Raw genomic sequence first — 14863 nt, 5'->3', positions numbered from 1 at the left:
GCAACTTGAGGAACCCTCGATGCAAACCAAAATGGAACATCCGGTCGATATGAAACGCCTTGAGGGCATCATTGAGTTCATTCAGGCAGCCGAACGCCTGAAAAGCACATTGCGTTCCGGCCATACTGCCGAGGGCCGCCCGGAAAGCACTGCCGAACACAGCTGGCGGCTCAGTCTGCTGGTCACGCTTTTCGACAAGGAACTTGGCGATTGCGACCGGCTGCGCCTTCTGAAAATGTGCCTCGTACATGATCTGGGCGAAGCGATTTCCGGCGATGTTCCGGCCATTCACCAAAGCGCCGATGATGGCCGCGCCGAACGGGAAAAGGCTGATCTCATCGAGCTATGCGCGCCTTTGCCCGATGATCTGCGGGCGGAAATTCTCGACCTTTGGACCGACTATAATCGCGGTGTCTCCCCGGAGGCGATCTTCGCCAAGGGGTTCGACAAGATCGAGACCATGCTGCAACACAATATCGGGCTGAACCCGCCCGATTTCGATTATGCGTTCAATCTTGGCTACGGCCTCAAGCAGACCGAACGCCACCCGCTCCTGCGCCAGTTTCGCGCCGTGGTGGATGCGCAAACCGCGCGCAATGCGGAGCGGCAGAAGTGATCAGTTCAGCGTCGCGAAATGCCGCAGCGTGAAGATGATCTGATAGAGCAAGGCGAATGTGACGAATATCCCATGATAGCGGCGGCTATCCGTATACATGGCGATGATGCTGAACAGGATGAAGCAGACCGTCTGGATCGGATATTCGATCCCGTAGAGTTGATAGTGATCCACGCCTTTCAGCAATGTGTCGAGCACATCCACCACATGGATCAGCGCCAGAATGCCGAAAAACCATTTGCGCCGCGACATGAAATAATCGCGATAGCCAGTATATTCCTCCATGCTGTCGGGAAACAGCAGCGTGCATTGCAGGAAATAAAGCCCGGCATAAAAGATCACGAAAAGATATTTTTCGAACGTCCATAGCGGAATGGTTCTGAGGCCGAACTCGAACCACCAGAAATGCGCCACCGACAACAGCACGAAGGCGACCCAGGCCAGATGTACCGGATAGATTATCTGTTTGCCGGGATGCTGGATGAAGCGCGCAAAGCCGGTGAGCAGGCGCGATACGCACAGGCCCAGAATGATACCGATGATGATGCGAACGTGACCGAATGCCTCCGCTGGCGGAATACCTGTAGTCAAAGACGGATCCATTGGCCCCTCATTCCAACAGCAGCGCGGATAAGCAAATTATCCGCTCTTTCATGCAATTTCGTCGGGACATACTGGTCGATAATTTATGAGGCATCAATAATTTACGGGCAATAAAGCTATAATTTCCGCAGTTTTATGTTTTGTCCGCGCGCAACGATCAAATTTGGCCGCGCCGCCTTGCAGATTGCAAAGGCGCAAGGCTATACCGGCTTTGATCAATCCTGGCGCAACGGCGCCGACACATTCAGACAGGCGGAACAATCAATATGCAGGACACGGTAATTCTCGTCGGTTGCGGCAATATGGGCTTTGCCATGCTCAAAGGCTGGCTCGACAATGGCATTCTGAAAGCAGGCGATGTTCACGTCGTCGAGCCGACGGATGCGCTGCGCGAACGTGCAGCTGGCGCCGGCGTTCACGCCTATGCCAGCGCGGATGCGCTGCCTGCTGACCTTAAGCCGCGCATGATCCTGGTTGCCGTCAAGCCGCAGGTGATGAACGCCGTCCTGCCTGCCTATAAGCGCTTTGCGCCTGCCGCCACCTTTGTCAGCGTTGCAGCTGGCATTCCGGTTGCGCTGTTTGAAAATCATCTGGGCAACGACGCCGCCATCCTCCGCTGCATGCCCAACACGCCTGCCGCCATCGGCAAGGGCATGATGGTGACCTTCAAGAACGCCAATGTGACCGCCGACAACGAGGCGTTCGTCGCACGCCTGCTCGCAACGTCGGGCAAGGTCGCCAGCGTCGATGACGAAACGCTGATGGATGCCGTCACGGCGGTTTCGGGTTCAGGCCCGGCCTATGTGTTCCACTTCATCGAAGCCTTGACCGATGCTGGTGTTACGGCCGGTCTGCCACGCGAAACGGCGGCACTTCTTGCCATGCAGACCGTGATGGGGGCGGGCGCGCTTGCCGACGCCAGCACCGACACCCCGTCGCAACTGCGCGAGCAGGTGACGAGCCCGAACGGCACCACGGCGGCGGCGCTTGACGTGCTGATGGGTGGCGACCGTCTCAAAACGCTGGTTGCCGAGGCCGTTGAAGCAGCGCGCAAGCGTTCGGTGGAACTCGGCAAGGCCTAATCAGCAAGTCTCGGCACCGCATCAATCAGCGCTCTGGTGACAGGCGCTTGCGGTTTCAGGATCAGCTCCCGCGTCGGGCGGTTTTCAACAATCCGCCCGCGCTCCATCACCGCAATGCGATCCGCCACTTGTGCAGCAACCGCGAGATCATGGGTGATGAAGAGATAAGCCGTCTGCTCGGCCTTTTGTATCTCCTGCAACAAGTCGAGAATTGCGCCGCGCACGGTCACGTCGAGCGCGGAAACCGCTTCATCCAGCACGATCAGCGACGGGGATGTCGCAAGCGCACGGGCAATTGCCACCCGCTGCCGCTGGCCGCCGGAAATTTCATGCACACCGCGCCGAGCAAGCGCTGGATCAAGCCCGACCGTTTGCAACAGGTCTGCGATATCGCGGTCGATGCCATGAATGCGCAGCGGTTCGTGCAGAAGATCGCCCACGCTGGCGCGAGGGTTGAAAGCCGATAGCGGGTCCTGAAACACCATCTGCATCCTTGCGCGACGCCTGCGCAGCGCCGCACCTTGCCATGCCAGCCAATCCTCACCCTCAAAGCGGATTGTCCCGCTCTTCAGCGGCTGCAAGCGCAGCAAGGCACGCGCGAGCGTAGACTTGCCGCTGCCCGACGGGCCGACCAGCGCCAGTGTCTCGCCCCTGTTGACCGCAAGGCCGACATGATCGAGCGCCAATGCAGCGCCATAGTGCACCACCAGCCCGTCCGCCTGCAACAAAGCCTCAGTCATGGGACGCCAACTCCAGTGCAGGCACGGCGGCAATCAGTGCGCGCGTATACTCCGTCTGCGGTGTGCCGATGATTGCGCGCACATCGCCGCTTTCCACCAGCGCGCCCCGGCGGAAGACCGCGATGCGATCCGCCAGCCCGGAAGCGAGTGCGATATCATGCGTGATGAAGATCAGCGTCATGCCGTCTTCACGCACCAGCTTGCGCAGCAGCGCCACGATTTCCCGTTGGACAATCGTATCGAGCGCGCTTGTCGGCTCGTCGGCGATCAGCACACGCGGATTGGCGGCGATGGCGAGCGCTATCGCGATACGCTGTTTTTGCCCGCCAGAGAACTGATGCGGGTAGCGGTGAAAACTATCCTCCGCATCGGGGATATGCACGCGCTCAAGCAGTGCGAGCGCCCGCATCCTCGCGGTGTGGCAATCCAGCTTTTCATGCGCGCGAATGGTTTCGACCAATTGCGCGCCGATGCTCATCAGCGGATCGAAGCTTGATGCCGGGTCCTGAAAGACAAAGCCGATATCGCGTCCCGGCTTCATCGGCCCATCGGCCCAGTCGATCCGCCCTGATACTCGCGCATTGGCAGGCAGAAGGCCTGCAAGCGCCAGCGCCAGGGTGCTTTTTCCGGAGCCGCTTTCGCCGATAATGGCAAGCGTTTTGCCCGCCTCTATATCGAGCTGAACGTTGCCCAGCGCCGTTTCGCGCCCATAGGTGACCGAGAGGTTATCCAGTTTCACGAGCAGGCTCACGATTGCACCTCGCGCCGTGCCGCGGCGGCAGTCACGCCCTCGCCCGCCAGATAGACGCCAACGACGGTCAACGCCAATGCCAGTCCCGGCACAATGGAAAGCCACGGTGCAGAGCGCAGAACCGTGCGGCCTTCCGCAATCATGCCGCCCCATGTGACACGGTTCGGATCGCCAAGGCCGAGAAAGGACAGTGCGGCCTCGATCAATATAGCCGAAGCGACGATCACCGGCACCAGCGCCAGAACCGGCGGCAGGGCGTTGGGCAATATCTGGCGAAAGGCGATCTCCAGCGGATGCATGCCTATGACCCGCGCCGAGGCCACATAGTCGCGCTCGCGGATGGACAGCACCTGCCCGCGCGTCAGCCGTGCAGCCTGCGTCCAGCTTGAGAGTACGATTGCGGCGACCAGAACCGGCAATGACGGCCCGGCAAGACTAACCAGCGCCAGCGCCAGCAAAAAGCCCGGCACAGTCTGGAACGCCTCTGTAACCCGCATCAGGACTTCATCGACGATCCCGCCTGCAAAACCCGCCAGCACGCCGACCGTGCTGCCGACGAGGATGGAGGCCACAGCCGCCGCAAGCCCGACAACCAGCGAGGTGCGCCCGCCGTGGAAAAGTTCGGCCAGCACATCGCGCCCAAGCCGGTCCGTGCCAAGCGGAAAGGCGCTGTTTTCGAACGGTGCCAGCAAGGGAGACGCGACAATCCGCAGCGGATCACCAGGAAAGAGCAGCGGCGCGAAAAGTGCTGCTGCGACGAGGATCGTCAGGATAAGCGAACCTGCCAGACCCTCGCCCGTCTTGAGACTGCGCAGAAAAACCGTCATGCGCTGGCCTTTCCTGTCGGCCTTTGGGCAATACGCGGATCGAGCCAGACATAGAGAAGATCGACAAGCAAATTGACCATGATCACCATGATCGCGCTTGTGAGAATGACGCCCAGAAGCAAGGGCGTATCGCGGCTTGCAACGGCCTCCTGCGCCAGTCGTCCGAGACCGGGAACCGCAAAGACGCTTTCGATCACCACGCTGCCGCCCAACATGCTGGCCGCTTGCAATCCGAGCAGGGTAACGAGCGGCAACAACGCGTTGCGCGCCACATGGCGCAACACAATGCGTGGTCGCGAAATGCCGCGCGCCCGCAAGGCTCGCACAAAATCCATCCGCCATATGTCGGCCATCGCGGCGCGCATGACCCGCAGATAAAGCGCCAGATAAATCAGCGCCAGCGACATGACCGGCAGCACCAGATGGCGCGCTATGTCGCCTGCCCGCGCCAGTCCTTGCTTGCCGGATGCAATGGTTTCGATGCCACTCGACGGTAACCAGCGCAGCCGGATCGAAAACAGGATGACCAGCACCAGCGCCAGCCAGAAACCCGGAATGGCGTAGAGCACCAGAGAGGTAACCGACAGAAACCGGTCGCGCAAACTGCCCGGCCTTGATCCGGCGACAAGCCCAAGCAGTGTACCGATGGCAAAGGACAGTGCCGTCGCCGCACCCATAAGCAGCAGCGTATTGGGCAGCCGTTCCAGAATGACGCCGAGGATAGGGCGGTTGAAACTGACCGACCAGCCAAGATTGCCCTGCAAGAGAGAGGCAAGATAGGCGGCAAGCCGATACCAGACCGACTGGTCCAGCCCCCAGCGGGCACGCATTTCCGCAATCTGCGCCGCATCACCGCCGAAGCTGACGGCATAGGCGTCCACCGCATCGCCCGGCGCCAGTTCCAGCATCAGAAAGCAGCCGACAACGACAATCAGCAGCACAAGGATGCTGCCGATCAGACGTTTCCGGAGAAGGGTTAGAATCTGCGCCACGTCGCGACGATACAATCAACACGAAGCTTCGTCACCGTCTATCGCGGTTCCGGTTAAAACGGAATCGTGGAACCGCTCTAGCTATTTGTTTTAAGCATTATCCCGCGCATCGAAGCAGGATCAGAAATCAGTCCAGTGGACTGATTTCCCTGCGTAGACGCTACGCACTTTTGCTGGAAATGCTCTATCGCGGTTCAACCCAGGTATCGGCCCAGTTGGAAACCGCCCAGCGCGGATTGTTGGAAATATTCTTCACCCGCTCATTGGCAACCGTGATGAAACCCCATTCGGCAACATTGATCAGCGGCAGATCCGCTTCCACTTTTTGCTGGAACTCGTGATAAAGCGCCGTGCGTTTCGTCTCATCGATCTCGCGTGCTGCGGCGGCGATCAGGGCGTCCAGTTCGGCATTGGTATAGCCGCCCTGATTGGAGAACGGCACACCCGCCGGAATGCCACTTTCCACCAGAATGGTGGTGGAGATGGCCGGATCGCCGCGATAGACGGTCGGCGCAATGGCAAGGTCAAAATCGTGATCGGTATAGACCGCCTTTTGATGCGCCGCCGCGTCATTGTTGACGATGCGCGCATCGATACCAATCGCAGCCAGAGCCTGACGCAGATAATCGCCAAACTGTCTGGTCTCGTTGAAATAGGGCGCGGGCAGAAGCTTCAGCGCAAAGCGCGTTCCGCCCCCGCCGCGCTTGTAACCCGCTTCGTCCAGAAGCTCATTCGCCTTGGCCACATCGAACGGATAGGACGGCACATCACGCGTATAAAACTGGTTGTCATAGCGCGGCACGGGGCCGGTCGAGGTTTTGGCGTAGCCAAGGAAGATGGTCTTGACCACGAAATCGCGGTCGATCGCATGGGCAATCGCCTGACGAACCTTCAGGTCCGCCAGTTCCTTGCGACGATGATTGATTTCCACGACAAGCTGATAGGTCAGCGCCTCATAGCCCTTGGAAATAACCGCTAGCCCCGGCACTTTCGAAATGCGGTCGAGGTCGGCCAGCGGCACGGCGGAGAAAGCCGCCAGATCAATCTCTTCCGCTTCAAGCGCTCCGGCTGCGGCAGCCCGGTCCGGCAGAACACGATAGATGATCTCATCGAGATGAGGTTCGCCCTCGCCCCAATAGGCGTCGTTCCGGACCAGTCGATAATATTCGCCGGTCTTGTGCTCGGCATATTTGAACGGTCCGGTGCCAATGAGCTTTTCATTGGCCGGATTGGCCGCAATATCGGTGCCCGCGAAAACATGTTTCGGCAGAACCGCGGTCAGCGCTGGCAGAGCGTTGCGCACGAGCTGAAACGGCGTCGGCTCCGAGAAATGAAAGACGGCGGTATGATCGTCCGGTGTTTCCACCTTATCCAGCGCCTTGAACACGACGCGGCCAAGATTTTGCAGCGGCTTCCAGACTTCCAGTGCGGAGAAGGCCACGTCCGCCGCCGTAAACGGCGTACCGTCATGCCACGTGACGCCTTCACGCAGGCGGAACGTCACAGTCAGCCCGTCAGCCGAGCCTTCCCAGGCCGTGGCCAGTCGCGGGCTCAAGCCGTTTTCGCCGTCGAAAGAGGCTTCGGCCAAGGGCTCGACGATCTTGCTTGCAACGAAAAACACGCCATTGGAGGCGACGATAGCCGGGTTGAGATTACGCGGTTCGGAATCCGCCGCCACTACAAGTCGTCCGCCCTTTTCTGCACTGTCCTGCGCCTGCGCCCATTTCGGCCACGCCACCGATGCGGCCAGAAAGGTCGAGCCGACCAGAAAACCTCTTCGCGACGCAATGAACCGAGACATAACCCCACCTGCCCTGCATTTTTATTCCCATCGGCTTATTTCTATCGCAGCCACGGCCGAATGACAGGGTCAAAACCTGTCACCACGACAATAAATATTGAAAATCATTTCCTTTTTGGGAAATTTTGACCAACAGATAAACGTAGTATAATCCAATAATATGCTCACTGATTGTTCAGTATTTTGCAGAATACTGCTGAATTAATTTTTTACAAAATTGCCATCTTAAGAAATTCTCCCCTTGCCAAAGGGGCGCCTTTGCATAGATCATGGTTAATTATGTGTTGTCGTATTTCGTGAAGAGAGAACCGAATATGGCCAGCACATGACCACAGGAGTTTACCCCCGCTCCTGTTTCGCCCACTTGCAGGCCCGATAGATAAATCCGGCTGCAAGTTTTGAAGCTGAACCACATTGGAAGAGAGGAAACAGAAATGTCTAGTTTGCTGCCCCCGCTTCATGACGGTCACGCACCGATCTATCTACATCACGCATTTCAAGATGCGGTCGATGCTTATGAAGATTGGACACTGGAAACGGCAGAGCCGGTTGTTCAGGTCAATGGCAAGATTACACGTATCAGCGTTGTCTTCCGTCGCCTGTGGAACTGCACCGACATGGTGCCGCGCCACACGCTGGAAGCATTGAAGGATATCGTTCCGTCGACACTGGTTCATGCGGAACGCTGGAAAGAAAACGCAACTTTCTCAGAAGCCGCCCATGTGATGCGCGCGGCTTTGGAACGACGCAAGGCGCGACGGCTTCCGGTCGTGTGCTGATAGCGTGAAACCGGACAGGCGGGCGGGTTTTCCCCGCCCGCTTTTTTGTGCATGACAGGTCGGCCGCCGCTTTTCACTTTTGCTGGAAATGCTTTATGAACCGGACCTGATGAAATCATCCTCCCCAGGTCGCATACCAATTATCTCAGGAGTTCCGATGCGTAAGCTGCTAACCGCCGCCCTTATTCTCGCCGTCTGCACAGCCGGATCGGCGATGGCAAAAACCATACGCGTCGGCGTCACGCCCGGCCCGCATGCCCAGATCATGGAAAAGGTGAAGGAAGTCGCTGCCACCAAGGGTCTGGAAATCGATATTCAGGAATTTTCCGATTACGTCATTCCAAATATGGCGCTGGCCGATGGCGCGCTGGAAGCCAATTCATTCCAGCACCAGCCCTATCTCGATAATCAGGTTGCCGACCGCAAATTCGATATTGTCAGCGTGGCACAGTCCGTCAACTTCCCGATGGGCATGTATTCGAAGAAGCTGAAGAACATCTCCGAACTTGCCGATGGCGCGACGGTGGCGATCCCCAACGACCCGACCAATGGCGCGCGTGCGCTTCTGGTGCTGGCCGATAACGGTCTCATCAAGATCGATCCGGCCAAGGGCTTACGCGCCAGCGTCATCGACGTGACCGAAAACCCCAAGAACCTGAAATTCGTCGAGCTTGATGCCGCACAGCTGCCGCGCTCGCTGGAAGATGTCGAGGCGGCTGTCATCAACACGAACTATGCCATGGAGGCCGGTCTTAACCCGGCCAAGGACCCGCTGATCCGCGAAGGCGAAAAGGCGCCCTACTTCAACGTCATTGCCGTGCGCACCGCCGACAAGGACGCCGACTGGGTCAAGGAACTGATCACCTCCTATCACAGCCCGGAAGTGAAGACCTTCATCGAAGAAACCTTCAAGGGTTCGGTTCAGCCTGCCTGGTAAGCCTATCCCGCAAAAAGAAAGCGCCGGTCCAATTGTTTCGGACCGGCGTTTTTATTGCGTGACGCAAACTATTCAGAGCTTGCGGAAACGCACCCGTGCGCTGCGCTCGATGGCGGCAACCGTCAGCTCGTCCAGCGTCCAGCGGTCGCGCAGCATCTGGAGGAATTCCAGCTCTTCCTGCTCGACATGGAGATCGGCAGCCGCCACTTCCACCGCCAGCGCATAGGCCGTGTCATAAAGCTTTTCAGGCAGCGCTTCATGCGCAAGGTCGAGGATCTTTTCCAGACCGTCTTCATAGGCCAGCAGCGCGTAGCATTCATTGGCAAGACGCGGCAGTTCCGCCGTATCGAAGCCACGGAACACCGGAAGGCGCGTCACCACATTGCCGATGGACTCCAGTTCCGCGTCGGTCATCGTCGTGTCGGCAGCCGACGTCGTGATCATGATGTAGACGAGTGCATCCTGCGGCGAGATTTTCTTCATCGGGTACTCCTCAGCGACACCATGATCGGAATCAGCTTTTCCGGTTACAATTTGCCGGAAAGTTAGGAAGCCTCCCGCGGTTAGGCAAGGAAATTCCGCACCAGCCGTTGACGGCACGGGGTTGTCGCGCCATAGAGCATAGGCACGGATGCGTGCACCGTTTTTCAAGAATAACGCCCTTCACAGGATATCAGGACAAAACCATGACTTCGCATCGTCTGCCCGAAATTACGCTGACCCCGGAACTGACCGCGGCGGCTGCGGACGCGAAAGCCTGGCCCTTTGAAGAAGCGAAGAAAATCCTCAAGCGCTATGCCAAGACCGGCCTGCCGGACACAGTGATTTTCGAAACCGGCTATGGCCCGTCGGGTCTGCCGCATATCGGCACATTCGGCGAAGTGGCGCGCACCTCGATGGTGCGCCATGCCTTCCGTATTCTGACCGAAGACAAGGTGAAGACGCGCCTGATCTGCTTCTCCGACGATCTCGACGGCATGCGCAAGATTCCAGACAATGTGCCGGACAAGGCAGCACTTGAGCCTTATCTGCAAATGCCGCTTTCGTCGGTGCCGAACCCGTTCGGCGGCGAATATAAGAGCTTTGCCGAGCATAACAATGCTATGCTCTGCCGCTTCCTCGACACTTTCGGCTTCGACTACGAATTCGCCAGCGCGACAGATTACTACAAGTCCGGCAAGTTTGATGCGGTGCTGCTCAACGCCGTCGAACGCTATGACGACATTATGAAAGTCATGCTGCCGACGCTCGGCGAAGAGCGTCAGGCGACCTATAGCCCGTTCCTGCCGATCTCGCCCAAGTCGGGCCGCGTGCTTTACGTGCCGATGAAGAGCGTGGACGCCAAGGCTGGCACGATCACATTCGACGATGAAGACGGCGTCGAAACCACGCTTTCCGTCACCGGCGGCAAGGTAAAGCTGCAGTGGAAGCCGGATTTTGGTATGCGCTGGGCGGCACTCGGCGTCGATTTCGAAATGTTCGGCAAGGATCACCAGACCAATGCGGGCGTATACGACCGCATTTGCGAAATTCTCGGCGGACGCGCGCCGGAACATTTCGTTTACGAGTTGTTCCTCGACCAACTTGGCCAGAAGATTTCCAAGTCCAAGGGCAACGGCATCTCGATTGACGAATGGCTGGCCTATGCGCCGACCGAAAGCCTTGCGCTTTACAATTTCCAGAAGCCGAAGACCGCAAAGCGCCTTTACTTCGATGTCATCCCGAAGGCGGTGGACGAATATTTCACCTATCTGTCGGCCTATAACCGTCAAGAGTGGAAGGACCGGCTGAACAATCCGGTCTGGCATATTCATTATGGCAACCCGCCAAAGGTTGACCTGCCGGTGACCTTCGCGCTGATGCTCAATCTGGTCAGCGCATCAAATGCGGAAAGCCCGTCGGTTCTGTGGGGCTTCATCTCGCGCCACGCGCCGGGCGTCACGCCGGAAAACAATCCGGAACTGGATGCGCTGGTTGGTTACGCGATCCGTTACTTCAACGATTTCGTCAAGCCGACCAAGCAGTTCCGTGCGCCGGACGACGTGGAACGCGGCGCACTGGAAGCGCTGGACGCCAAGCTTGCGACCCTGCCTGCCGGGACCGATGGCAACGATATCCAGAACGCCATTCTGGACGTCGCCCGCGCCATCGAACGCTATCAGGATCACACCAAGAAGAGCCCGGAAGGCGGCCCCGGCGTGTCGGTTTCCTTCTTCCAGATGCTCTATGAAGTGCTGATCGGACAGGAGCGTGGCCCACGCTTCGGCTCCTTCGTCGCGCTTTACGGCATCGAGGAAACCCGCGCCCTGATCAAAAAGGCGCTGGCTGGCGAACTGGTCTGAGCCGCTCAATAGCCGAACAAAACGACAAGCCCCGCAGCCACCCGGCGCGGGGCTTTTTTGCGCCCGAAACGCTGGCACATTTGCTCCGATTGACTCTGCATCTCGTAGTAGGTAGAACGGTATACCTATCACAAGGATTACTGCGATGAAGTCCGTTCAAACACCATTTCCGGCTTCCACGGAAAGCGCGCGCGAAAAGCTTTTGAATGCTGCTGCCGTGCTGTTTTACGATCACGGCATCGGCGGCACCGGCATTGACGCCATCGTTGAAAAAGCGGGCGTCGCCAAGAAGAGCCTCTATAATAATTTTGCGTCCAAAGCCGATCTGGTGAACCAGTATCTGGAAGTGCGCCATGCCGAATGGCTGGGCCTCTATGATGCGCGGCTGCAAAAAGCTGTCACACCGCTGGAAAAGGTTCTCGCGGTTTTCGACGCCTATCAGGACCATGCTGAATTTGCCTATGAGCACGGCTTTCGCGGCTGCGGGCTGCTGAATGCTGCTGCCGAATTGATGGTCGGCGATATTGGGCGCCAGGCAGTGAAACACCACAAGCGCGAGGTCGAAGCGCTGCTGGCGGGCCATCTGGCGGAACTGCTGCCCGACGCGCCTGAGAGAGCGGCTGCATTGGCGCGGCAACTGTCTTTTCTGCTGGAAGGGGCAATGTCGCGCGCCGGACTTGAGGGGAACAGCGCCTGCATTCAGGAGGCGCGGGCTATGGCATCGGACATGTTGGGGGCATTGTGAACACATCATCGCGCAATTATGCGATTGGCGTCGCCGCCATTTTGTTTTCCTCTGCCGTCTGGGGGACGACTGGCACAGCCGCAACATTTGCCCCGGAGGTGGGTTCTGCGGCAATCGGCGCTGCGGCCATGGGCGTCGGCGGGCTGATGCAGGCGCTTCTCGCCGGACCCGGCATCATCCGTGCACGGCCGCAACTGGCCAGAAACTGGCGCAACCTCGTTCTCGGCGGACTGGCCGTCGCCATCTATCCCCTCGCCTTCTACGCCTCGATGCGTATGGCTGGGGTCACCATCGGGACCGTCGTCACACTCGGGTCCGCGCCGCTGCTTTCCGCCCTGATCGAATATGTATTCGATGGTTCCCGATTGTCCCGACAATGGCTGTGGGGTGCCCTGATCGGACTGCTCGGCATGATCCTCATATCCATAGCCGAGGGATCGGCGCATAGTGGTGTGCAGACGGGCAACTCTGTGCTGATCGGCATTGGACTTGGCCTGATTGGAGGCTTCACCTATGCGCTCTATTCATGGACTGCGCGCGGCCTGATCCTGCGCGGCATCCATTCATCGGTCGCGATGGGCGCGACATTCGGCATTGGCGGCCTGTTGCTGATGCCGGTGCTGCTGATGACCGGCGCGCCCTTCCTCGCCTCTTGGAACAATGCCGCCGTCGGCATCTATATGGCGGCGGTGCCGATGTTCCTCGGTTATGTCTGCTTTGGCATCGGCCTTGCGCGGGTTCCTGTCAGCATGGCGACGACGATCACACTCGTCGAGCCTGTCGTCGCCGCGCTGCTGGCCGTAGTTATTGTGGGAGAACGTCTCCCAGCCATGGGCTGGCTCGGCGTCGTACTGGTGATCGCTTGCCTCGTGGTGATCACCGTTCCGCTGAAATCAGTATCAGGCAGAAGCCCGAAGGCAGCAGCCGAAGCCTAGTTTGCAGGTGTTGGTGCTGGCGCAACAGGCGCTGGCGGAAATTCACCCTGCTGCGGAGACGGCGCAGAGGGTTGCGGCTCTGGCTCAGGTGCCAGCGGCGATGGATTGCTGAGACTGTTGCCCGGATCAGGCTCCAGACTTTGCAAGGACGCATCCGGCTTGTCTCCGAAAATGCCAAGGCGCGCTTCTTCCGCCTTGCGTCCCGCATCAGCATAGGAACCGTCTGGCGTCGCCCTGGCCCAGCCATTCGTCACCAGCCACTCAGCGGCATCGTCATTGCCAAGCTTGCACCCGGTCGCAATGGCGGCACCGCTATCGTTCTGCGGCAGGCGGCACATGATGGCGCGCGAGCGCAGCCACTGGCGGAAGGCCGTCCGCGCCTGCATACCGCATGGCCAGTTCTGGCCGGATGTGGTCTGGCAGGTCTGCTCGACCGGCAAAACCTCGATGCCCTGCAAATCGATCATGCGTCCCTGACTTTCGAGCCGCCCGGCGGCAACCGCGACTGGCCGCTGCAACAGCTGCATGTCCTCGCCCTCCCCGACAGGCACGGCAGGGGTTGGCGCAACCGGCTCAGCCGGAGCGACCGGCTCCGGCGGCTTTGGTGTCGCCGCAAGACCGAGATCGCTGAGCGGCGGTCGCGGCGCTTCGCGCTGAAGCCCGTTTGCCTCATCGCTGGAATTGCCCGGCTGCGGCGTGGTCTCAGGAGCGGATTGCGCGTTCTGCTGACCATCCGTTTTGGTACCCGGCTCGTCATAATCGAATTGTTCGACGACGATGCCGTTGCCCGAACTGCCGGTCGGCGCGGTCGTGCCGCTATCCGCAGCGATCACCGGCACGGGCCCATCCAGAGCGCCATAAAACGGAGCGATGAAAGCAGCGGCCAACAGCGCGCCGGTCAAACCGGCGAGACTGCCATAGACCATGCGCGAATGGCTTCTCGTATGCGACTGCGCCATTACTGGCTGGCCCATAGAATTCTGGCGATCCATTCCACATCCTTGGTCTCAAAGCTGCGGTTTGAATGCTCTGGATTAAGCGAATGCAATTCGATTGTCCGTGGTGTCTGGCGATAGAGTATCTTGGCCATGACTTCTCCGTCCTTGGTTCGCACCACCACGCGGTCGCCGCGACGCACCGGCGCATTGGGCGCGACAATCAACGTATCGCCGTCACGGTAAAGGGGCAACATGCTGTCGCCCGAAACTTCCAGCGCATACACACCTTCGCTGGCACCCACTGGAAATTCTACAATGTCCCAGCCCTGCCCCGCCGGGAAACCCGCATCGTCGAAATAGCCGCCCGTGCCAGCCTCCGCCATGCCGAGAAGCGGGATCGGTTGCGCGTCCTGCGTATATTCGCCGAAACCCTGGTTCGTATTAACGCCGCCGCCGATCAGGCGGGTGAGTTCTTCAAAGCTTGCCCCGGTGGCTTCCATCACCTTGGCCAGCGATTCCGTCGAGGGCCAGCGCGCGCGCCCGTCGGCGGCGTAACGCTTCGACTTGTTGAAGGTCGTGGGATCAAGACCAGCGCGGCGGGCAAGGCCCGACGCACTCAGGGAATGGCGTTCTGCCAGTGCGTCTATCGCCGCCCAGACGCTGTCGTGAGAAAACATGTGTTATCCGCCAATTTCAGGCAGGCATCGTCCCATGGCGAACTCGGGCCGTGAGAATGCGCCGCGTAGGATTTTAAACCTAATACCCTTACCAACTT

General features: G+C 59.1%; 16 protein-coding genes. 7 read left to right on the top strand and 9 right to left on the bottom strand.

Annotated features, from left to right (window positions below):
* Window positions 1–19 precede the first annotated feature (19 nt).
* Window positions 20–616, top strand: a complete 597-nt coding sequence (locus tag D8666_RS19390; protein ID WP_109367952.1) for an HD domain-containing protein — start codon at window positions 20–22, stop codon at window positions 614–616.
* On the opposite strand, the gene D8666_RS19385 is transcribed toward D8666_RS19390, so the two are convergent.
* Window positions 617–1219 carry a hypothetical protein gene (locus D8666_RS19385; RefSeq protein WP_109367017.1) on the bottom strand — a complete coding sequence of 201 codons (603 nt, stop codon included), beginning with the start codon at window positions 1217–1219 and terminating at the stop codon, window positions 617–619.
* A 266-nt stretch (window positions 1220–1485) separates the two neighbouring features.
* On the opposite strand from D8666_RS19385, the gene proC reads away from it, so the two are divergent.
* Window positions 1486–2301, top strand: coding sequence for a pyrroline-5-carboxylate reductase (gene proC, locus D8666_RS19380; RefSeq protein WP_109367016.1), 816 nt, complete (start codon window positions 1486–1488; stop codon window positions 2299–2301).
* Here the strand turns inward: proC and D8666_RS19375 are convergent.
* The 5 genes from D8666_RS19375 to D8666_RS19355 form a co-directional block, all read right to left on the bottom strand.
* On the bottom strand, window positions 2298–3041 hold the full coding sequence (locus D8666_RS19375) for an ABC transporter ATP-binding protein (RefSeq protein WP_109367015.1): 744 nt from the start codon (window positions 3039–3041) through the stop codon (window positions 2298–2300). The two genes, proC and D8666_RS19375, sit on opposite strands and share 4 nt — an antisense overlap.
* Entirely contained in the window at window positions 3034–3792 is a 759-nt protein-coding gene (locus D8666_RS19370) for an ATP-binding cassette domain-containing protein (RefSeq protein ID WP_109367014.1), read from the bottom strand. Before D8666_RS19370 ends, D8666_RS19375 begins: the two co-directional genes overlap by 8 nt.
* Entirely contained in the window at window positions 3789–4619 is an 831-nt protein-coding gene (locus D8666_RS19365) for an ABC transporter permease (RefSeq protein WP_109367013.1), read from the bottom strand. The genes D8666_RS19370 and D8666_RS19365 overlap by 4 nt, the downstream gene beginning before the upstream one ends.
* Window positions 4616–5626 carry an ABC transporter permease gene (locus tag D8666_RS19360; protein ID WP_109367012.1) on the bottom strand — a complete coding sequence of 337 codons (1011 nt, stop codon included), beginning with the start codon at window positions 5624–5626 and terminating at the stop codon, window positions 4616–4618. Before D8666_RS19360 ends, D8666_RS19365 begins: the two co-directional genes overlap by 4 nt.
* 169 nt (window positions 5627–5795) lie before the next feature.
* Window positions 5796–7412 carry an ABC transporter substrate-binding protein gene (locus D8666_RS19355; protein ID WP_109367011.1) on the bottom strand — a complete coding sequence of 539 codons (1617 nt, stop codon included), beginning with the start codon at window positions 7410–7412 and terminating at the stop codon, window positions 5796–5798.
* A 434-nt stretch (window positions 7413–7846) separates the two neighbouring features.
* On the opposite strand from D8666_RS19355, the gene D8666_RS19350 reads away from it, so the two are divergent.
* Window positions 7847–8191, top strand: coding sequence for a BRA0787 family protein (locus tag D8666_RS19350; RefSeq protein WP_109367010.1), 345 nt, complete (start codon window positions 7847–7849; stop codon window positions 8189–8191).
* A gap of 157 nt (window positions 8192–8348) precedes the next feature.
* Window positions 8349–9128, top strand: coding sequence for a MetQ/NlpA family ABC transporter substrate-binding protein (locus tag D8666_RS19345; protein WP_109367009.1), 780 nt, complete (start codon window positions 8349–8351; stop codon window positions 9126–9128).
* Window positions 9129–9200: 72 nt separating this feature from the next.
* Here D8666_RS19345 and D8666_RS19340 read toward each other — a convergent pair whose 3' ends face one another.
* The gene (locus D8666_RS19340; RefSeq protein WP_109367008.1) at window positions 9201–9611 is read right to left on the bottom strand and encodes a tellurite resistance TerB family protein; all 411 of its coding nucleotides are present in this window, start codon (window positions 9609–9611) and stop codon (window positions 9201–9203) included.
* Window positions 9612–9814: 203 nt separating this feature from the next.
* Between D8666_RS19340 and D8666_RS19335 the strand changes: the two genes are divergently transcribed.
* From D8666_RS19335 to D8666_RS19325, 3 genes are all read left to right on the top strand, one after another.
* Window positions 9815–11470 carry a lysine--tRNA ligase gene (locus tag D8666_RS19335; protein WP_109367007.1) on the top strand — a complete coding sequence of 552 codons (1656 nt, stop codon included), beginning with the start codon at window positions 9815–9817 and terminating at the stop codon, window positions 11468–11470.
* Between the two features lie 145 nt (window positions 11471–11615).
* A complete protein-coding gene (locus tag D8666_RS19330) occupies window positions 11616–12215 on the top strand; it encodes a TetR/AcrR family transcriptional regulator (RefSeq protein WP_121539081.1) in 600 nt (199 codons plus the stop codon).
* Window positions 12212–13150 carry a DMT family transporter gene (locus tag D8666_RS19325; RefSeq protein ID WP_209445999.1) on the top strand — a complete coding sequence of 313 codons (939 nt, stop codon included), beginning with the start codon at window positions 12212–12214 and terminating at the stop codon, window positions 13148–13150. The genes D8666_RS19330 and D8666_RS19325 overlap by 4 nt, the downstream gene beginning before the upstream one ends.
* Here the strand turns inward: D8666_RS19325 and D8666_RS19320 are convergent.
* The gene (locus D8666_RS19320; RefSeq protein ID WP_109367005.1) at window positions 13147–14109 is read right to left on the bottom strand and encodes a thermonuclease family protein; all 963 of its coding nucleotides are present in this window, start codon (window positions 14107–14109) and stop codon (window positions 13147–13149) included. The genes D8666_RS19325 and D8666_RS19320 overlap by 4 nt on opposite strands.
* Window positions 14109–14765 carry a S24 family peptidase gene (locus tag D8666_RS19315; RefSeq protein WP_109367004.1) on the bottom strand — a complete coding sequence of 219 codons (657 nt, stop codon included), beginning with the start codon at window positions 14763–14765 and terminating at the stop codon, window positions 14109–14111. Before D8666_RS19315 ends, D8666_RS19320 begins: the two co-directional genes overlap by 1 nt.
* Window positions 14766–14863 lie beyond the last annotated feature (98 nt).

It is taken from the genome of Ochrobactrum soli (genome assembly GCF_003664555.1).
GTDB classification, from domain to species: Bacteria; Pseudomonadota; Alphaproteobacteria; order Rhizobiales; family Rhizobiaceae; genus Brucella; species Brucella teleogrylli.
The sequence above is the reverse complement of the archived record's forward strand: the minus strand, read 5'-3'. Positions and strand labels throughout refer to the sequence as shown.